Here is a 20,233-nt window from a genome sequence, read left to right as displayed (position 1 = left end):
AGACGACGATGCGTGATGAACTGACCATCGATTCGCCAGGTGTTCTGCTGCGGGCTCCTGACGGAAGGAACGGTGACGACGGGACCGCCGGACTCCCTCCGGATCCTTCCCAGGCTTCCAATGGCGATCCGGCGCAGTGCGGGAGCTGGAAGCCCAAAGCCGCGACCAACGGCTCTCCCGGCAAGAAGGGCGACGACACCTCCGTCGACGGGAAGGATGCCGGACCCGAGGGGAATGGAGGCCTGGGCAACAACCTGTCGGTGACCGTCAACACCCTCCTTGGCACGCTCTCCTTCGCCTCGTTCTCCGGCTCGGGCGGTAAGGGGGGTGACGGAGCCAACGGTGGCTCCGGCCAGGCCGGCGGAAACGGCGGGGTGAATGGAAAGTGCACCACGACGATCGCTTCGGGTGGCCCCGGCGGAGACGGCGGCCGCGGGGGTCGGGGGGGCAACGGTGGTGACGGTGGCGACGGTGGCTCCGTGACGGTGCTGTACAACACCGCCAACCCACCACCGATCGTCAAGGTCGCCGCTGGCAGCGCCGGTGGGGCTGGAGGTGCTGGCTTCGGTGCCTGGCCCGGCCAGGGGGGCAGGGCCAACGGTGGAAAGGGCGACCAGGCACCGAGTGGTCAGAAGGGGAGCGATGGAGTTCCTGGCCAACCTGGCTCCCCGGGCAAGGCCGGCAGCGCGATCGCCGTTGCCATCGCACCGCTCCCGCAGTTGCTGTCGCTGAGCCCTGCTCAGGGCCCGCTCGCCGGAGGCACGGCGTTCACCCTGACTGGGGTCAATCTGAAGCAGCCACAGCGTGTCTGCTTCGGAAGTGCAGAGGCGGGTGACGTCACGGTCGACCCGGCCGGTACGACGCTCACCGGCACGACGCCGGCCGGCACCGCTCCTGGCTCCGTGACCGTCACGGCGGCCTTCCCGGGCGGCTACATCGCCGCGCTCGTGCAGCAGTTCACCTACACGTCCTGACTGCCGGACCGCCGGGCCGCGACCATCACCGCGGCCCGGCGGTCGCAGCGGAGAATCCCATGCACTTGTCTACTCCCGTCGCGCAGCGGCCAAGGCTGCCGCGTGAGGCCGCCCTGGCGCAGCTCGCTGGACGGCTCGCCGGACGGCCGATGGCGGCCGACCAACTCTACGAGGCTCTCTCCCTGGAGGCCGCGCCCGAGGGCTCGGTCGCGCGAAGCCATGCCTCCTCCAACCTCAACGGCGACGGCTCGGCGCTCGAGCTGTGCATCACGTCGAGCCCAACGGGCTGCCGTTACCGGCTGATTGGAGATCCGGGCACCCTTCATGACAATCAGATGGAGCGCTGGGCGGTGCGCCGGCGAGCGCTGGCCTCGGTGCTCGAGGTCGCGGCGACGCATGAGTTGGAACCGCTCGTGACCCGCGCCATGTCGTGCTGGTTGCCGGCGGAGCCCGAGGCCGCCGCGCGGCTCACCGAGAGCGTCTTCTGGCTGGGCGCCCCCCTCGGGGATCCGGGCCTGGCCCTGTATATGGAGGGTGGGGCGGGCTCGGATGACGCGGCCTGGGCCGCGCTCCGCCGTTGGTTTGACGCGCTGGTGCCAGACGCCGCTCCCGCACAGGCCTACGTCGACGCCATCGCGGACGCTGGGCGTCTGTCCAGCGTCGGTATCGAGGGCTCCAGCCCCGGCGATGCCCGGGCCAAGTTCCACTGGCGCCTGCGCAAGCCGGTGCGCTGCGATCTGCTCGGGCTGCCATTGCTCGACGACCCGGATTTCTCCCGCTTCCTGACCACCATGGTGGGAGGGGAAAGCCAGCGGTTGCCGTTGAACAGCCTGGTGCTGTCCGCGGGCTTCTCCGTGAGCACTGGCGCCCTGGTGGACACCAAGATCGATATCTGTTGCTGCCACGCCTGCCTCGGCTTCGGACCGGAGCGCTGGATCGATCGGCTCGCCGAGGTCTACGGCCTGTTCGGGCTGGAGGTGCCGCCGGTAGCGGAGGCCCTGGCTCGCGAGGAGTGCCAGGGCCTGCTGCTTGGTTTCGGGCTCGACGTGAGCGGAAGGCGCCGCCTCAACCTGTACCTCATGCCGGGAGGGAGGGCGTCATGATCGGCTCACCGGACACCCCGCGGCCGGCCGGCATGGTGGATGCGCTGCTGAGCTCCGGCTCGGAACGGCCGATCCTTCTGTACCGGGGGAGCTGCCCCAAGTGCCGGCTGCTGTCCCGCCTCGCCGTCATCGCCGCCTTGGGCGTGCTGCGCCGCATCCCCATCGGGTCGGACGAGGCCGATCGCCTCTACCGGCGCCATCCCGGCACCGAAGGCCAGCTCGCGCTCTTTCATGGCGACCTGATGGCCACCGGACCGCGGGTGATTCCTTTCGCATTGCTGCTCTTCATCCGGATCTGGGCCGGACGTCTGACCAAGGAAAAGAAGGTCGAGAAATGCTAACCGCCGCTGTCGTCAAGAATGCCGTCTCCCCGTCCACGGGCCTCGTGTCGTTCCCCATGACGTTGGTGGAGCTGGAGGGCCGCAATGGCCTCAACCTCTCCCTGCAGGCCTTCTACAAGGGGGCGGTGGATTACACCGCCACGACCTGGAACCTGGAGGCACCCACGGGCAGTCTCGGTCTCGGGTGGACGCTCAGCGGCGAGATGATCATCGCCGACCACCAGCAGACCGGACTCACGTCGGCGGCGAGTTACCTCTATGCCGCGGATGGTCTGATCGACCGGTTGTTACAAACCGGCCGCACCGGCTCCGTCACCTCGTTCGTCCTGGCCTCTCATCGGTTTTGGAAGATCAGCTACGACAGCGCCTCTGAGACCTGGACCATCATCAAGGAGAACGGGTGGATCCACACCTTCGGGGGAGGCGTCACCCGCGGCGCCTCGGGGGCCAACACGAGCACCGGGAACTCCATCGAGTGGGGCGTGCGCTGGGGGGCTTGGACGGGCGGCTCGGTGCTGACGCAGAACCAGAGCCAGTATGCCCTCGTGTGGCGCCTCAACAAGGTCGCCGACTCATGGGGCAATGCCATCACCTACGCCTATACGGCGTTCAGCGACGACTCCATCGCGGTGGGCAGCGGTGGCCTGCCCTACACCCGCGCCACCTACCTGGACACCGTCACGGACACCTTTGGACGTACGGTCAAGCTCACCTACGGCTCCAAGGTCTACGACAACAACCAGCAGGAGTACCAGGCCGCTCATACCGGTGCCTCGCCCAACGCCTGGCAGGATCGCTATGAGACCCGCTTCGTGCAGTCCATCTCCGTGGCCGACGCCGCGGGCAACGCCCTGATGAGCGTGGGCTTTTCCTACGCGGTGAAGGGCACGGGCCGCCTCGCCAAGCGCTACCTGACCCAGGCCTGCCGGTACAACAGCCGCGGCGCCCGTCTGGCACCGGTGAGCTTCACCTATCACAACGATGCAGGTGCCACTCCGGCCGGCATGCTCGACACAGTGACGCTGCCGAGCGGCGCCACCTTCACCTTCAACTACGCCGAGCAGACGCTGGGCTTGAGCTCCCGCACGCTCCCCATCCAGAAGGCGAACCGGAACAAGCCGCGGGTGTGGTTCGACGTGGACTACGCGGTGGTGACCTGGAAGGACCCCCATTACCCCACGTTCCGCCCGTACCTCTACCAGTGGACCGGTCGCTGGCAGGAAGCGGACATGGGCGAGCAATCCGTGGCCGATCAGTACGACAACCTGCGGGTCCTGACCGAGAGCCACCTGTGTGGCATCTTCCGGCCGCAGTTCACGTACAACGGCGATAAGATCAAACCCGCCCTCCACTGTTATCACAAGGACCCAGCCAAGCCCGGCTCGTGGGTCTCGTCCAATCTCAGGCTCGAGGCGCTGCGCGTGGACGAGGCCGTGGACGTCGCCAGTGGCAACGGCTTCCTGGCGGCGGTCGGCAAGTCCAGCGGCGTCTTGTATCGCATCGCCTGGACTGGCTCGGACTGGTCCTCCGCGGAGCCCATCCAGCTCCCTCGCGTCGCCGGGGGCACGACGCTCTACGCCCTCTGCGCCAAGAACAACTGGCTCGCCGTCCTGTACCGCGCCAACAGTGATCAGAGCGAAACGGTCTACCTGAAGATCTGGTACCTGGATGCGACGGGCAACTGGCAGACCGGCTATGACGGCTCGGTCCATGGCACGGCGATCAACGCCCATGAGATCATGGCCTATGCCGGCAGCTCGTTCCTGATCCTCAGGGTCTACAACGACAAGTGGATTGGCGACGACTACCGCTACCAAGCGATCACCTGGGGGGCGGACTTCTCCTCGCCGACCGTCACCCTGCTGGTCGAAGCCGGCGGAGAGGCCGTCCCCAGCATCCATGGAGGGCTGGTCGGCATCGAGTCCAAGCTGTTCCGGTACAACGGTGTCAATTGGGACGACAGGATCGATCTCAAGGACAACGCCTACCGCTACCCAGGACAGACCGGGGACAGGTTCAACATGTCCTACGGCTTTGACAAGGCCGTGCGCAGGGTCACCCAGTCGGTGACTGGCTATGTCGATGGCTACGCCTACGACGTGACCGAGTACTACCCGGCTCAGCGGGCCTTCAAGGTTGACAAGTTCAACGGTGGCAACCTGCCCTCCATCCAGGAGCAGGTCTGGGGCATCACGGGCAATCCCAACAACACGATCCGCTTCCCCAGCAACTACGTGCTGCTGTCCAACCAGTTGCTCTACGAGAACCCGGACGCGAGCTGGAGCACCCTCACGAGCATCCCCGACACCGTCGCCAAGAAGGCGCCCCAGACGGTGCAGCTCGCGGCCTTCCAGTACCTGAGCTACCAGTCCGGCTCCGACGCCGTGGTGGTGCCGCTGCGCAACGGCACGGCGCTCGCCCCCATCACGCTCCCTGGCCGCTCCATCTACGCGGACAACACCTCCGGCAAGCTGTTGACGGGCATCAACGCCTTCGCGACCTTCACCGGCTCGTTCGACAATCCGAGCTCCCTCACCCTCCACTCCCTGGTGAAGAGCCAGGTCAGCGACACGGTCAAGGCTTGGGCGGTCACCCGGATCGATGTGAACGATGGGCTCGACCAGACCCGCGTGTCGTACGGCTATGACACCACCAAGGCCCTCGCCGTCACCACGGGGTGGGCCGGCCTCTTCAACCGGGCCCGTCTCATGCCGGGCAGCACGGATGGTCGGGCGACGCCCTACGGCTACACCGACACCTACAGCTTCAATGGGCTGAGCAGCTCCGAGTCCCTGGTTCCCTTCCCGGTCGACAATGCGTCGACCAACGCCGCCAGCACCTACGGTGCCCTGCTCGGCCTGCCCTATCAGGTGACCGCCTGCGATGCCCGGGGCACCCAGGTGTCGAACACCAAGAACTACTGGTGGGTGACCACTCAGAGGCAGCTCTCGGCGGGCAGCTCGCGCTATCCGCGCATGCGCCGCCAGGACTCGACCATTGACGGCCTGACCAGCACTCGGAGCCAAACCTACTCGGACACCACCGGGCTGCTGACGGCGAGCTCCCTGGCCAACACCAACTGGAACGGCGACACCGAGACGCTCACGACCCGCTACACGTACTTCCCTGACGCCTATCCGGACGCTGCGGCGCTCAACCTGCTCACGCCGGTGGTCCAGACCACAGAGCAGGTCGTCACCACGGAGCTCACCTTCAACCGGTCGGTCACGGTCTCCACGTGGAAGCAGTGGGTGACTGGGAAGTGGGCACCCCACAAGAGCTACCGGGCCCGCACCAACACCAGCGCGTTCGACTTCGCACGCTGGTCGGACTCGACCGAACCGCCGGCCCAAGACTGGCTCAAGACGGCCAGCCTGATGGCACCCAACGCCCAGGGACAACAGTGCGAGATGCGCGACGCCGATGACCGCGCCAGCTCCACGCTCTACGACTTCGCGAACCGCTGGCCGGTCGCCACCTTCAACAACGCCAGTCTCCAGAACGGCGAGGCGAGCTACTTCGGCTTCGAGAGTTATGAGTCCACGTCCGGCTGGTCGGTGCGGCCCGGCGGTGAGCTCTACGCCGGAGACAGCCACACGGGGCAGGGCTGTCTGCGGATGAAGCCTGTTGGCCAGGGCGGCAAGTCCCTGTGCCTTGCAGGCGACTTCTCGCCCATGGCCTCGGGTCGGGCGTTCACGGTGTCCTTCTGGGCGAAGACCCAGCCCGGCTACGGCGCCGACAGTGGCGAGGCGTGGATCTCCATCACCCTGCCCTCGAGCGGGGGCTCCATCACGGTGAAGATCCCGGATACCCAGGGCGCCTGGGCGTTCGTCTCGGTTCCCGCCTTCACCCCCTGCGCCAGCGGGGCGTCGACGCCCTGTCCGGTCTCACTCGAGCTCTACACCCAGAAGGCCTCGACCTGGGTGTTGATCGACGACATCCAGTTCCTGCCGGTGGACGCCACCAGCTCGGTCAATGCGTATGACCCGCGGTTCGGGCTCGTGACCGCGGCCCTGACGAACCAGAGCAGTACCCGGCGCACCCTCTTCGACGACTCGCAGGTTCCGGTCGCGGAGATTGGTCCCACGGAGAGCCCGACCGAGCTGCTCGCGCTCTGGCAGGTCCGGAATGAGCCCTCTGGCCAGTTGACGAGCCAGCACCTCAACCAGGTGTCCCGTGTCCGCTCGCGAGAGGCCGGCAGCTACGAGCCGTTCACCGATGATTGGAAGTCCCGCTGGCAGGCCACCTCGCCAGAGAAGTGGTCGGTGTCCGGTCGCACTCTGAGCCATGCGGGGAGTGGCGCGGACACCTGCACCTGGCTCGGGTATGGACAGCAGCTCAACTATGGCGTGCGAGTCCAGGTCCTGCCCCCGGCGGGCTCCACGGCTCCCGCAGGCAAGGTCGGCATCAAGATTGGCAACCTGGAGGTCTCATGGGCGCCGGCCACCCAGCCCGGCACTGGCTACTGGTACCTGGGCCAGACGCAGCTCACCAACTCCTTCGGCGATGGGACCTTCCCCTACGCCTCCGACTGGATGTTTGCGGTGGTCGACTCCCGGGTCCTGTTCTGGGCCGGTGGGCGGCTGATCATCGACAGCACGCCGCAGGTCTCATCACCGGGGGCTCTCGTGCTGGAGGCCGCGACGGACGTCTCGTTCACCGGGCTCGTCACCTTCGTCGAGCCGATTGTCGATGTCGTCTTCAAGGACGGCACCGGCAACGACCGGCAGGTTCAGCAGATGGCCGATGGCCTCAACGTGGTGGTCGCCCAGTTCGCCTATGACGGCCTGCTGCGCCCAGCCATCCGCTCCAAGGCCTCGACCATTCAAATGAGCGCAGTGGGCCCCCTGTTCACCTACCAGGGCGCCTACCTCACCAACGGCGGCCCCTCTGGCACCCTCTGGACGACGGGCACGGCGGAGGGACAGATCAACACCTACTGGCCGGGTGACGGCGGCTATCCCTTCTCCCGCGAGCAGTACGAGGACTCGCCGCTGGGCCGGCTCACGGCGGTTGGCAAGCCCGGCCAGAACTTCTCCCTGGCGGGTCATCCAACGCGCTTCGCCTACGGCAGCTCGACGGACCAGCGGTATCGCACGACCACGATCACGGACCCCAACGGCGTCTCCACCGTCACGACGATGGACCGGGCCGGCAACATGGTCTCCCGCAAGGCGGGCCCGACCCAGGTGGGCGGTACGGATTACGCCGTCACGAGCTACAGCCACACCTACTCCAGCAGCGGCCAGACCCACCAGGTACTCCTTCCCAGGTCCGGCACGACCATCACGGAGCAGATCGACTTCCTGGGCCGGTTGGTGCTCCGCCAGGCCGCCGACTCCGGAGTGACCCGCTTCATCCATGACCGGCTGGGCCGGCTCAGCTACGCCCTCTACGCCGAAGGGCTGGGAGCCGCTGGCCAGAACACGGATCGCAGCCTCTACTGGACCTATGACGCGCTCGACCGCGTCACCGAAGCAGGCACCGTCGACGCCGCCTGGTCCAGCCTGCCGCCCCTGCCTGCCGGTGGCATCCCTCCACCGGGCTCGACCGCGGTGCGCAAGCGCAACAGCTACTTCGGCGCTGGCACGGCCGACATCGGCAGGTTGCAGCAGACCGCCACCTACCAGCCCGGCGCGACGACCGCGGACGTGACCCTGCGCTACACCTATTCGGTGGCTGGCAATGTCACCTCCATCGTGCAGACCACCACCGCGGGAAGCGTGAACCACACGGGCACGGTGCAGTACACCTACGACAACCTGGGCAACACCACCCGCATGGTCTACCCGACCAGCACGCCCCTGCCGGTGAATTACCGATACAACCGGCGCGGCCTGGTCAGCATGATCGGCAACGACGTTTCTCCGGCCATCTACGCGGCCTACAGCTACAACGCCGACACTTCCATCCACAAGGAGTCGCTCGGCTTCCGGGGCTCGACGAACGTCAACCAGACCTACACTTACAACTCCCCGGGTTGGGTCAACACCGTCTCATACAACTACTTCGCCGGCACCGTGCTCTACGACACGCCGCAAGGGGGGTACCGAGAAGCCCGCTACTTCGATGGCACCATCCAGGCGACGTCGGCCCGTGGCCTGTACGCTGGCGCTCCCGCCGGATACACCTACAAGAACGCGTACGATCCACTGGGCCAGCTCCAGTTCGCTGAGAACAACCTCAGCACGGAGTGGGGCGTGGGGATCAGCAAGGGCGTCCAGTACGATCTGAACGGCAACATCCAGACCCTGAACCGCGGCAACCTGAACCTCACCTACAATTACGGCACCGGCTCGGACAGGCTGAGCAAGGTCGACCTGTACGATGCCTTGTCGCACCAGCAGTCGACCCTCGAGTTCGGCTACTCGCCCAGTGGGCAGGTCACCTCGGTTACCCCCAACCTGAGCACCCTCACGTATGATCCGTTCCAGCGCCTCACCAGCACCCTCAGGGTGGCGGCGCCCGAGGCGGCGCTCCTGACCTTCCGCTACGGCGGCGCCGGCGAGCGGGTGTCCAAGGTCCACCAGCTCGGCGGAAAGACGACCACCACCCTCTACGTCCGTGGGCTCGAGGACACTCCCATCCTGCACTCCATCACCGGTCCGGATGGCACGGTCACGGAGAAGGCGTTCATCCGCAGCCCCAACGGGCTGATCGCGATGATCACCGACGGCAAGACCTGTTACGTGGTGAGGGACCACCAGGGCTCGACCCGCGTGGTCTTTGACCAGAGCGGGACCGTGCTCGCCGCATTCGACTACCTGCCGTTCGGGCAGCTCATGCGGGCCAGCGGCGACATGACACTCATGCCCTATCGCTACACGGGGCAGGAGTGGGATGCCTTCGACTCCACAGGGACAGCAGGCCTCTATAACCACCGGGCCCGCCTCTACGACCCGGGCCTGGGACGGTTCTATGACACGGATCCGGCGTTCCAGTTCGCCAGCCCTTATGTCTATGTCGGCAACAACCCGTTCAACTTCACCGATCCCACCGGGTTGTTCTGGAAGGAGATCCTCGGCACGATCGCGGTGGTCGGCGCTTCCATCGCCGCGGTGCTGCTCCTGCCCGAGACGGCGGCTCTGGGGGGGGTTCTGCTCATCTGGGGCGGGTTCAGCGCCTTCTCGGTGATCGGCGGGAGCTACGCCATGATGAAGGGCGGCAGCCCCAACGACGTGGCGGACGCGAGCCTGTCGTTCGGCATCGGCGGAGCCCTGGCCGCTGCCGGCCTGGTGCTCGGGCCGCTCGCTGGCATGAGCTTGAAGTCCATTGGCATCGCCGAGTTCTTCGGTGTCGTGAATGCCTTCTCCATGGCGCCCCCGGACGCCAGTGCCGCGGACATGGGCTACTACCTGGCGGCGGGCATCGCCATCAGCTTCGCGTCCGAGGCCATCGGGAGCGCGGTGGCCGCGCGCGTCGGGGGCCACACCGGCTTGTTGGGCAACAGCACGCTGGGTGGGCTCCTCGACACGACCCGGCACGGCGGGCTGTGGAACACGTTGACCCGCAGCACCGCGCTCGAGACAGCCATCGACGCGTCGACCAGTGTGAGGTCCATCCAGAAGGGCGTCTCGGGTGTCTTTAGCGGCAGCTCCACGTACGGCGTCAGGTCCGCCGCCAAGGGCGACAGCGCCAGTACCGTCCTGGGGCAGACGCTGCTCGGTGGTGCTGTCTATGGGTTGGGCAGTGCCGCATCCGGGATGTTCGGTGGAGGCAATGGGTTGGTCGGACGCGGCCGGCTGTCCCTGCCCAGAGTCGTGAGCGACGAGCGGCTCACCTTCGGCATCCAGTGGGTCTCGGAGAAGGTCGTCAAGCAGACCCTGGTGATGGCGCTCGATCCTCGGATCCTGGAGTCGAGGCTCAACATGGTGCGCAGGGTTCTGGGGTAAAGGAGCGCGTCAAGGCGAGCTCTGGACCGCAGGGGTTGGGGCAGGTGGTCCGACCCCTGGGTCCTCACCGCCTGGCCACGACGAGCCACGTCACTCCGCCGAGCTGGACCTTGTCGCCCACCCGATGGTGCTCGCTCTCGCGGGCCACATCCTCCTCCCACGCTCGCCGCGCCTCCTGTGGCAACTCCTCCACGAGCTTCCACAGGGGGCCTCCGAGATCGCGAAGCCAGCGCACGACTCCCGCCCCATCCTCCGCTTCCATCACGGGGACATGCATGGACTCGGCGTGCTCCAGCGTGAAGCCGCTGCGCGCCAACAGCGGTCGTAGGCGCTCGGGGTCGGAGAAGCGATACACGCTCGGGGCGTCGGGCTCCACGGGGGGAAGCGGACGGTAGCGGGAGAGGCACTGGCGCGACAGTGACGCGTACTCGACCTGCTCGGGCGCCCCCCAGCAGGCGCACACCAGCAGCCCCGAGGGACGCAGCGCCCGCCACAGCCGCTCCAGCGCCTGCTCGGGCCGGCGCATGTACATCAACGCCCACCGCACGGTCGCCGCATCGAAGGACTGCTCCGGCACCTCGAGCGTCTCCGCATCCGCGACGCGAAACTCGATATGAGAGAGGGCCAGGGCGCGGGCTTTCTCCCGTGCAGCCTCCAGCATCTCGTCGGACTGGTCCGTTCCCAGCACGAAGCCGGAGGGGCCCACCCGTTGCGCGGCGCGCAGGGAGGGCTCGCCCATCCCCGAGGCCACATCCAGCACCCTCATCCCTGGCCGGAGGCCCGCCAGGTCGAGCATCCGCTCGCTGACGGACGCCGTGAGGCGGGACTCCATCTCGTCATACCGGCGGATGACGGCGGCGCGCTCGGCCCACCACGTCTGCGTCTGCGGCTTCTGGGTTGTCATGTCTGGACTCCAGGCGAGAGCACGAACCGTGTTGACCGGCGCCGTCAGGATCCCAGGTATTCGTGGAAGAACGCCGTGGTGGCGCGCCACGACTTCCGTGCGGCGTCCTTGTCGTAGCTCTCCCGGTCCTCGCAGAAGAAACCATGGGTGGCCCCGGGGAACACCGACAGGGTGTACTGCTTGCCCGCCCTGCTCAGCGCCTCGGCGATGCGCCCATGCTCATCCGGCCGGATGAAGGGGTCCTCCGCGCCGTACCACAGTTGAATCGGCGCCTGCATGTCCCCCACGCGCTCGAGCAGGGTCTTGCGGCCGAAGGCGTCTTCGACCGGGCCGATCCCGCCGCCATAGAACGCGGCGGCCGCCTTGAACCGCGACGCCAGCGCGGCGTTGGCGAGGAACGCATAACGGCCCCCCATGCAGAACCCGATCACCGCGACCGAGGTCCAGTCGGCTTCCTCCCGGGCCGCAAGGAAGTCGAGCGCCTTCTCCGTCCGCGCCAAGACGGTGTCGTCGTCCATGCGCTTCAGGTGAGCGAGGGCGTTGGGCAGATCGTCGTACGCATAGACGGCTCCGTCGTAGAGGTCGGGCGTTATCGTCGCGAAACCGGCGTCGGCGAAGCGCTCGGTCAGCCGCTTGAAATGCTCGTTGAGGCCAAAGGCCTCGATGTAGATCACGACGGACGGGAACTGTCCTGCCCCCTCGGGCCGTGCGTAATAGCCCCGTAGCCCATCGCCCAGCTCAACCCACTCGCCACGTACGCTCATCGTCTTGCTTCCTTCCGCTTACGGTTGATGGCTCCCACGGCAGCGCCCGCGGACCATGGCCGGAGCCAGAGGGTAGAACAAGAATGCCCGTCGAGAGGAAGGTGTCACGAGCAGGGGAGGTGTCGGACGTACGGAACACTTCATCAGGTGAGCGCCTCGAAAGACACGGGGCACTTGGGTAGTTTCCCCACCGATGAAGAAATGTGGCAGCAACCGGTGGTGGCTTGATGACGCGAAGCTCGTCATCCGGAGGCAGCGCAGGCTGCCGGACGTCCTCAAGGGCCTCGGCATCTTGGCCTTGTCCGCCGGGATGGCCTGGCTGATGCGGCTCGAGGTGAACCTCGAGTTCGTGGTCTACGGGCTGGCCGGTGTCAGTTTCGGCCTCTACTACACGTTGGGCGCGTGGGAAGTCACCCTCCACCGGGTGTCCCAACGGGCCTCCTGGCGCTGGGGTCTCGGAGTCCCCCTCTTCACTCGGAACAGGGTGGTGGCGGACACCGACCGCGTGCAGCTCGTCACCTCGAAGGGGACGAGCTCCGACTGGCGTCCCCACACCTACTCGATTCATCTCACCGGGGTGTCGAAGTCCGAGACCCTCGCGGGCAGTGACGACTACGACGAGGCGCTGGAGCTGGCCGAGGCGGTGGCCCGCCACATGCGGCGGGGGCTGCAGGTGGACGATGGACGCGTGCGTTCGTTCGAGTCCGAGCGGGTGGCCCGGCTGCGGGGCTTCGAGGCGGACTCCGCGCTCGCGAGCACGAGAGCGTCCACTCCTCCTGGCGCATCACCGTGTCGCGACAGGGACTGGAGCTGGAAAGCGTCGGAGCTCGGGAGCACCCGACGACACGGTGGGCAGCGGGGCTCATCCAGGACGTCGACGTGCGCGAGCGGACGGGAGGCCTGCTTCGTGTGAGTGGGGCCACCGTTCCCATGCTCGTCATCGAGCGGCGAGACGGGAAGACGGTGGCGGTCGGAGAGGGACTGCCTCGCGAGGAGCTCGAGTGGGCGGCGGCCCGCATTCGCCAGGAGCTCACCGCGCTCACCGGGAACAGGTTCCTGGCGACGAAGACAGGGTAGGTACCGCAGGAAGGGGAGTGGGTCGGTCCTCCTGGCTTCCGGCCCCTCCAGTACGAGGAGGGGCGGAGGTGGTGGCCTCAGTACTTGTCGGGGAGGCCGTTGGGCCGGACGGGGTCGCAGGCCTCTTGGTACGAGTCGTGCCAGCCGGTGGCGCCGGAGGCCCACCCGCGCGCATTGGCGGCCATGTCACTGGCGAATGAACCCCAGTCGCTCTTGCCCCGGTAGGCATCGCTGATCTCCCGAGCAATGCTCGCGCCCACAGCCGCCCCGGCCCCGAACACCCCGCGGCTCGCGGCCTCGTAGTTGGCCGCGCAGTGGAAGTAGGAGTCCGCGCCAATCACCGACGCGGCCTTCATGTCATGGTAGTTCTTCGCGAAGTCCAGCCCGGCCCCGAGGACCTGCGAGTAGGGCGACTTCAGCGCCTCATCCTTGGGCGTGAAGATGTCCCGGTAGCGGTCCAGCGCCTTGGCCATCTCCGCTGCCTTGGCCCGCTCCTCGGCCTTTGCCTTCTCGGCCTTCGCCTTCTCTGCGGCCTTCGCCTTCTCCGCAGCCTTCGCAGCGGCATCAGCCTTTGCGGCGGCGTCCGCACCCCTGCTGGCAGAGTCTGCTCCTCCAGAACGATCCGCGCCTCCAACTCCCATGTCGAACCTCCTGAAAAGCGAAAAGACATGTTATGGGAGCACAAACAATCAGGCCCCCACAAAGGGGTGACCTGTCGCGCGCCACGCTTCGCCGGGTTTCGAACACCAGGGCGAGGCCCGCGGTCACCAGCAGGCCATTGCGCACCAGCGGATCCACCTCCCATTCCGGCTAGGTTGCGGTGTCCGGCGACGGCTGTCGCCGCGGCGATTTTCAGGAGCTTGGGTCATGGATCATCCCGTCGTCACCACGTCTTCCGGCCGCATCCGCGGCATGGCTGGCAATGGCATCGCGCGATTCCTGGGCATCCCCTATGCCGCCTCGCCGCTGGGGAGCCGGCGGTTCCAACTCCCGCGGCCGCCCGAGCCATGGGCAGACGTTCGGGACGCCTCCGCGCCGGGTCCTACCGCGCCGCAGCTCCATCGGCCGTTGCCGGGGCTTGACCTCGACCCGCTGGTCGGTCGCGGCTGGCGACGCGGGGACGACTTCCTGAACGTGAACGTCTGGACGCCGGACGTCTCGGCCAGGGGCCTGCCGGTCATGGTCTTCATTCATGGTGGCGGTTTCGTGGGCGGGAGCAACGACGCCACTGTGAACGACGGCAGCGGCTTCGCGCGCTCGGGCGTGGTCTGCGTCGCGATCAATTACCGGCTGGGCGTGGAAGGCTTCCTGCCCGTCCCAGGCGCCCCCACCAATCTGGGCTTGCGCGATCAGCTCGCCGCGCTTGGCTGGGTCCAGGAGAATATCGCGGCCTTCGGCGGCGATCCGGGGAACGTCACCGTCTTCGGCGAGTCCGCCGGCGCGATGGCAGTCGCCAGCCTCCTCTCCTCGCCCCTGGCAAAGGGCCTGTTCCGTCGGGCGATCGTGCAGAGCGGCCATGGCGCGATGGTGCGCCCACCCGAGGTCGCCGCCCGGCTGGTCCATCGGATGGCGAAGCTCTTGCGCGTCACGCCCGACGTCGAGGGCTTCCGCCGCCGCACGGTCGAGGAGTGTCTCGCCGCGCTCGAAAAGCTCTCGCGGCCCTTCTCCGGCGTCGACCTGCGCGACGAGACGGGGCTGGATCCCGCCTTTGGTCTGAGTTCCTTCCTGCCAGTCCATGGCGACGACGTGCTGCCCGTACCGCCACTCACGGCGCTCGCGAAGGGAGCCGGCGCCGAGGTGGACCTGCTGATCGGAACGAACGCGGAGGAGATGAACCTCTATCTCGTGCTGGTCGAAGCTCGGCTGAGGATCTACGGCTGGATGGCGACGCTCGCGCTCAGCCGAAGGGTGCGTGGCGCCCGCGCCATCCTCGAGGACTATGGCTTGAACCAGAAGGGCCGAAGGGCAGGGGAGGTGCTGAGTGCGGCCATGAGCGACCTGGTCTTCCGCTGGCCCGCGCGTCAGTTCGCGGCGGCGCACCACGGACGCACGCACGTCTACGAGTTCGGGTGGCGCTCTCCTGCCTGCGGCGGCAAGCTGGGTGCGTGCCATGGGCTCGAGCTGCCCTTCGTCTTCGACACGCTGAAGTGCACGACCGGTCTGGAGGGACTCACCGGGACCGCACCGCCGCAGGCACTCGCCGATCGCATCCACCGGCTCTGGGTGGATTTCTCGACCGACGGGACGCTGCCCTGGCCAGAATATGATGCTGCCACGCGGCAGGTGTGCGCGCTGGAGACGGGCACGACGTTCACGGCGCGAGACATGCCGGCCGCGCGATATCTTCCCAGGGCATGAACGCCCCCATCTATACGCTCGTCCGCGGCGCCGACTGGCGGGCCGCCAAGACGCTTGGTGCCTATTTCGGTTCGGCCGACGACACGCGCGACGGCTTCCTGCATCTGTCCACGGCCGAGCAGGTACGAGAAAGCGCGCGCAAGCACCGCTCGGGGGAACGTGATCTGTGGCTGGTGGCCGTCGACCCGGCGGCACTCGGCTCCGCGCTGCGTTGGGAGCCGGCCTCGGGTGGCCGTCGCCCGGGGCTGTTCCCGCACCTGTATGGCCCACTCCCCATGTCGGCCGTGTTGTCGGAGGTCTCGCTGCCGCTAGGCGAAGACGGGCAGCATGTCTTCCCCCATGAGGTGCCGTGAAGCCGGAAGGGTGACGTCTACCGGGACATTCAGCCCTTGAGCACCGCCAGGGGCACCAGCCGTGCCACCTTCCGGGCGATTCCCGCGGTCTCCACCGTGTCCACCACCCGATCGACGTCCTTGTAGGCGGTGGGGGCTTCCTCCGCGAGCTCCGCGTTCGAGGGGCACTCCACGATGATGCCCTGGGCATTCAGCGCCTTGCGCAGCTCCGCGCCGACGACCTGACGCTTCGCGGCGGTCCGGCTCAGCCGCCGACCCGCTCCATGACAGGCGCTGCTGAGCGAGATGACTTGCGACTCGCTCCGCCCCGCCAGCACGAAGGAGGCCGTGCCCATGCTGCCGGGGATGAACACCGGCTGGCCGACCTGCTGATAGGCCGCGGGCAGCTCCTTGTTCCCCGGGCCGAACGCTCGTGTCGCGCCCTTGCGGTGGACGCACAGGCGCTTCCCTCCGTAGGTCTCCACCTTGGCGATGTTGTGGGCCACGTCATAGACGATCCGTGGCCAGCTCTCGGGCTGGGAACCGAGCCTCCGGCTGAACACCTCACGCACCCGGTGGGTGAGCACCTGCCGGTTGGACCAGGCGAAGTTGGCCGCGGCGCACATGGCACCGTAGTAGTTCTGCCCCTCGGGTGACGAGAACGGTGCGCAGGCGAGCTGCCGGTCCACCAGCCGGATGCCTTCGCGGGCCAAGGCCTGGTCCATCTCCCGTACGGCGTCCGTGCAGACCTGATGTCCCAGCCCGCGAGAGCCGGTGTGGATGAGGATCGTGAGCTGCCCTTCGAACAGCCCGAACGCCGTGGCGGCCTCCGGGTCGAAGATGCGCTCCACGCGCTGCAGCTCGAGGAAGTGATTGCCACCGCCGAGCGTCCCGAGCTGATCATGCCCCCGTTCCCTGGCCCGGACGGAGATCCTGGACGCATCGGCGCCGGGGAGGTGGCCACCCGCCTCGATGTGTGGGAGGTCCTCCCGCCTCCCCAGTCCCAGGACGTCCACCACGTAGGGGACCCCTTCGGCGAGGACCCGGTCGAGCTGCTCCGCGTCCAGGGACAGCCGGCCGTGGCGACCAAAGCCCGTGGGAATGCTCCGGGCCAGGTCGTGGGCCAGGGCTGGCAAGAGCGCCTCCACCTCTTCGTGGAGAAGCCCAGTGGAGAGCAGCCTCACTCCGCAGTTGATGTCGAACCCGATTCCTCCAGGAGAGATGACCCCATGGGGCAGCAGGGTGCCTGCTACGCCGCCCACGGGGAAGCCGTAGCCCTCATGCATGTCTGGCATGCCGATGGCGAAGCCTTGGATTCCAGGCAGCGTCGTCACATTGACGAGCTGGAGGATGCTGTGATCCTGGGACATCTGCTGGAGCAACTCCTCGTCGGCGACAATCCGGGCCGGCACGCGCATGTCCTCACGGAAGCTCGGGTCCAGCTCGTAGAGCGCCGGGCCGAGCTGGCGAAGGAGCGGTGAGAGCCGTTGCTGGACTTCGACGGTGGGTTCCATGCTCGCCTCGAGGCGGCCGGGGCCGCGATGGGATCAGACGTCGAGCACGACGGTGGCGATGAAGCACTCCTCGTGCTCGTGGATCTCCAACCCATGGAAGGTGGCAGCCTTCACCGCGGTCTTGAGCACCTGGGGCGTGAAGCCGCGAATCCGGGCGTGCAGCTTCCGCTCGGAGAGGCCGTCCACGACGAAGTCCGTGTAGACCCGCTTTCGCGCGTCCGCGCGGGAGATGAGCTCGTTAAGCCAGTCGACGAGCAGGGCCTCGGTGTCCGCCGCCTCGAGCGTGACGTGCTCCTCCTCCGCGTCAGGCGGCGTCTCTGGCCGTTCCTCGCCAAGCATGAGCTCGGCTAACGCATACCCCGCCTCCTCGAAGAGCTCCGACAGGCTGTAGCCCTCGATGCGGATCCGGACCTCCCCGGTGTGCGGCTCGAACTGGTAGGTGCCCGCCTCCACGGACCACCTCCCTGGGTAGAGGACTCCCTTCTCAACGTGGTGGCGTCCACGGTTGGGAGCAAGCGCTCCTCCTCACCAGGTGTCGATGAACCTGCGCCGCCCGTCGCGCACCGGGCGGGGGACGGAGCGCAGGCCCCGGAGAATCCAGGAGCGGGTCTCCGCGGGATCGATCACTGCGTCGATCTCCAAGAGAGAGGCCATGTTGAGCGCCTTCCCGCGCCGATGGGCCTCGGCAATCATCGCCTGGGCCATCTCCTCGCGAGCCGCCGGGTCTTCGATGGCCTCGAGCTGCTTGCGCATGCCGACGCGGACAGCCCCCTCCAGGTTCATTCCCCCGAACTCGCCCGTGGGCCAGGACACGATGAAGAACGGCGCGTGAAAGTGCCCGCCGGCCATCGCCTGCGCGCCGAGCCCGTAGCCTCGCCGCAGGACGACCGTGAAGAACGGGACCGAGAGGCTGGCTGCATTCACGAACATGCGGGAGACGTGGCGCACGAGGGCGGTTGTCTCGGCCTGCGGTCCCACCATGAACCCGGGGGTGTCACACAGCGACACGATGGGGAGCCCGAAGGCGTCGCACAGCTGGAAGAAGCGCGCAGCCTTGTCGGAGGCATTCGCATCGAGGGCGCCGCCGAGGTGGAACGTATCGTTCGCGATGAGCCCAAGCGGCTGTCCCTCAATTCGCACCAGCGCCGTCACCAGGCTTCGCCCGAAGTCCCGGCGCAGCTCGAGCACGGACCCCGTGTCCGCCAGCGTCTCGATGATGGGCCGAATCTTGTAGGCACGGCGACGGTTCTCGGGCAGGGCCTCTCGCAGCGCCGCCTGGTCGGCACACACGCCTGGAGCAATCGCTCCCTGGAAGTAGGAGAGGTACTGCTTCGCGACGGCCACCGCCTCCGCCTCGTCGCGCACGCGGACGTCGATGACACCGTTGCGGGTCTGGACGTCCGCGGGGCCAATCTCCTCTGGCGCGAACGTCCCGAGCCCGCCTCCTTCGATCATCGCCGGGCCCCCCATCCCGATGTTGCTGTTGTCCGTCGCGATGATGACGTCGCAGCAGCCCAGCAGCGCCGCGTTCCCGGCGAAGCAGCGCCCGGAGGCAATGCCGACACGGGGGACGAGCCCCGAGAGTGAGGCGAAGGACAGGAAGCTGGGCGTATCCAATCCAGCGACGGTGTGCGTATCCGTGTCGTTCGGGCGCCCGCCACCGCCCTCGGCGAAGAGCACCACCGGCACGCGCCACTGCGCGGCGAGCGCGAGCATGCGGTCGAGCTTCTGGTGGCCCATGAGCCCCTGGGTACCGGCGAAGACCGAGTAGTCGTATGCCATCACCAGGGTGCGCGAACGCTCGTCATCGAAGAGGGCGCGGTTGACGGTGCCAAGCCCGCAGACGAGGCCATCCGCGGGGCTCGCCCGGATGAGGTCCTCCAGAGAGCGGGTCGAGCGCTGTGCCGCGAGCGCGAGCCCTCCGTACTCGACGAAGCTCCCCGGGTCGACGAGGTCGTCAATGTTCTCCCGGGCGGTGCGCTGGCCGGTCTTGCGCCGTTTGGCGACTGCGTCCGGACGGCCGGCGTCCGTGGTTGCCGCGAGACGCTCGCGGAGCTCTGCGAGCTCGGGGCGAACCTCACCGGTGGATGACTTGTGGCCGTCGCCATTCGTGTTGCTCATGGGCGAGGGATGATGCCTCGGGATGCCAGCAGGCACCAGCGCAGCATGAGTACGGGGCGCCCCTCAATAGGCCCACTCGCCCAGGCCCGGAGGTGGTCCCAACGCAGGAGGTGGGGTTGCGCGGGCTGGGGCGCTCAATCCTGGTGGGTATTTAATGTAATCGAGTTGCAATAGAAGTTTGGGTGCGATAACAGAGGTGCTCCTCTCGCCTTGGAACTCGCATGCTGGAAAGTGCCCTGAGCCTCGGGTTGGTCCTCGGGCTTCGTCACGCCTCGGACGCGGATCATGTCTGCGCCATCGCTTCGTTGTTGAGGGCCGGGCAGGGCTTCCGGGCGGCCGTGCGCACGGCGCTTCTCTGGAGTCTGGGCCACTCGGCCACCTTCTTCGCGGTCGGGGCGGTGCTCGTCGGCGGGCAGCTGTCGGTGCCGGACGCCTGGGAGCCGGTGATGGAGCTCCTCGTCGCCGTTCTGCTGATCGTCCTGGGGGCCGTGCAGTGGCACCACGCGGACTGCCCGCTGCCCGAAAGCCCCGAGCACGCGAAGCCGCACTCCTGGCGCGTGGTGATGGTGGGCTTCGTTCACGGTCTGGCGGGCTCCGCGGGCATTGCGCTCCTCGCGCTCGCCACCGTTCACGAGCGGCTCGCCGCCTTCTTGTTCCTCCTCCTGTTCGGCGTGGGGGTCTCCGTGGGCATGGTGCTGCTCACCATCCTCCTGTCGCTGCCTCTGGGCTTCGTCGTCCGGAACTCGGAGCGCTGGCGCGCCCGCATTCTCAAGACGACCAGCGCACTGGGCATTGGGCTCGGTGCGTGGATGGGCGTATCGGGCCTGCAGGCCCTCCTGGGCTGAGTGCGCCG

The 20,233-nt window shown here is 67.6% G+C and carries 15 protein-coding genes; 9 read left to right on the top strand and 6 right to left on the bottom strand.

Features of this window, described 5'->3' with window-relative positions; all coding sequences use genetic code 11:
- Positions 1 to 8 precede the first annotated feature (8 nt).
- The 4 genes from F0U60_RS28675 to F0U60_RS28660 are packed head-to-tail and all read left to right on the top strand — an operon-like array spanning position 9 to position 10,310.
- Complete coding sequence (locus F0U60_RS28675; protein ID WP_395804274.1) at positions 9 to 974, top strand: IPT/TIG domain-containing protein; 966 nt, start codon at positions 9 to 11, stop codon at positions 972 to 974.
- A gap of 59 nt (positions 975 to 1,033) precedes the next feature.
- Entirely contained in the window at positions 1,034 to 2,077 is a 1,044-nt protein-coding gene (locus tag F0U60_RS28670; RefSeq protein WP_395804272.1) for a hypothetical protein, read from the top strand.
- Entirely contained in the window at positions 2,074 to 2,418 is a 345-nt protein-coding gene (locus F0U60_RS28665) for a hypothetical protein (protein ID WP_395804270.1), read from the top strand. Before F0U60_RS28670 ends, F0U60_RS28665 begins: the two co-directional genes overlap by 4 nt.
- On the top strand, positions 2,412 to 10,310 hold the full coding sequence (locus F0U60_RS28660) for an RHS repeat domain-containing protein (RefSeq protein ID WP_395804268.1): 7,899 nt from the start codon (positions 2,412 to 2,414) through the stop codon (positions 10,308 to 10,310). Before F0U60_RS28665 ends, F0U60_RS28660 begins: the two co-directional genes overlap by 7 nt.
- Before the next feature lie 64 nt (positions 10,311 to 10,374).
- Here F0U60_RS28660 and F0U60_RS28655 read toward each other — a convergent pair whose 3' ends face one another.
- Positions 10,375 to 11,214, bottom strand: coding sequence for a class I SAM-dependent methyltransferase (locus F0U60_RS28655; RefSeq protein WP_395804266.1), 840 nt, complete (start codon positions 11,212 to 11,214; stop codon positions 10,375 to 10,377).
- Between the two features lie 44 nt (positions 11,215 to 11,258).
- Entirely contained in the window at positions 11,259 to 11,978 is a 720-nt protein-coding gene (locus tag F0U60_RS28650) for a dienelactone hydrolase family protein (protein WP_395804264.1), read from the bottom strand.
- 193 nt (positions 11,979 to 12,171) lie between these two features.
- On the opposite strand from F0U60_RS28650, the gene F0U60_RS28645 reads away from it, so the two are divergent.
- Entirely contained in the window at positions 12,172 to 12,891 is a 720-nt protein-coding gene (locus tag F0U60_RS28645; RefSeq protein ID WP_395804262.1) for a hypothetical protein, read from the top strand.
- Positions 12,888 to 13,055: a hypothetical protein gene (locus tag F0U60_RS28640; RefSeq protein WP_395804260.1), complete on the top strand. Its 168-nt coding sequence runs from the start codon at positions 12,888 to 12,890 to the stop codon at positions 13,053 to 13,055. Before F0U60_RS28645 ends, F0U60_RS28640 begins: the two co-directional genes overlap by 4 nt.
- Positions 13,056 to 13,132: 77 nt before the next feature.
- On the opposite strand, the gene F0U60_RS28635 is transcribed toward F0U60_RS28640, so the two are convergent.
- Entirely contained in the window at positions 13,133 to 13,696 is a 564-nt protein-coding gene (locus tag F0U60_RS28635; RefSeq protein ID WP_395804258.1) for a hypothetical protein, read from the bottom strand.
- A gap of 226 nt (positions 13,697 to 13,922) precedes the next feature.
- Here F0U60_RS28635 and F0U60_RS28630 point away from each other — a divergent pair, with 226 nt between their 5' ends.
- Both F0U60_RS28630 and F0U60_RS28625 read left to right on the top strand, forming a co-directional pair.
- A complete protein-coding gene (locus F0U60_RS28630) occupies positions 13,923 to 15,413 on the top strand; it encodes a carboxylesterase/lipase family protein (protein WP_395804256.1) in 1,491 nt (496 codons plus the stop codon).
- Positions 15,410 to 15,766: a DUF952 domain-containing protein gene (locus F0U60_RS28625; RefSeq protein ID WP_395804254.1), complete on the top strand. Its 357-nt coding sequence runs from the start codon at positions 15,410 to 15,412 to the stop codon at positions 15,764 to 15,766. The genes F0U60_RS28630 and F0U60_RS28625 overlap by 4 nt, the downstream gene beginning before the upstream one ends.
- Before the next feature lie 29 nt (positions 15,767 to 15,795).
- Here F0U60_RS28625 and F0U60_RS28620 read toward each other — a convergent pair whose 3' ends face one another.
- From F0U60_RS28620 to F0U60_RS28610, 3 genes are all read right to left on the bottom strand, one after another.
- Positions 15,796 to 17,259, bottom strand: a complete 1,464-nt coding sequence (locus tag F0U60_RS28620; RefSeq protein WP_395804252.1) for an RtcB family protein — start codon at positions 17,257 to 17,259, stop codon at positions 15,796 to 15,798.
- A 33-nt stretch (positions 17,260 to 17,292) separates the two neighbouring features.
- Positions 17,293 to 17,712: an archease gene (locus F0U60_RS28615; RefSeq protein WP_395804250.1), complete on the bottom strand. Its 420-nt coding sequence runs from the start codon at positions 17,710 to 17,712 to the stop codon at positions 17,293 to 17,295.
- Positions 17,713 to 17,784: 72 nt separating this feature from the next.
- Positions 17,785 to 19,380 carry an acyl-CoA carboxylase subunit beta gene (locus F0U60_RS28610; protein ID WP_395804248.1) on the bottom strand — a complete coding sequence of 532 codons (1,596 nt, stop codon included), beginning with the start codon at positions 19,378 to 19,380 and terminating at the stop codon, positions 17,785 to 17,787.
- Positions 19,381 to 19,601: 221 nt separating this feature from the next.
- On the opposite strand from F0U60_RS28610, the gene F0U60_RS28605 reads away from it, so the two are divergent.
- Positions 19,602 to 20,225 (top strand): hypothetical protein, encoded by a 624-nt coding sequence (locus F0U60_RS28605; RefSeq protein ID WP_395804246.1) that lies wholly within the window; start codon positions 19,602 to 19,604, stop codon positions 20,223 to 20,225.
- The last annotated feature ends 8 nt before the right edge of the window (positions 20,226 to 20,233 follow it).

This window comes from Archangium minus, from assembly GCF_044360475.1.
GTDB lineage: Bacteria > Myxococcota > Myxococcia > Myxococcales > Myxococcaceae > Archangium > Archangium minus.
Note: the sequence above shows the minus strand (reverse complement) of the source record. Positions and strands in the feature narration are given on the sequence as shown.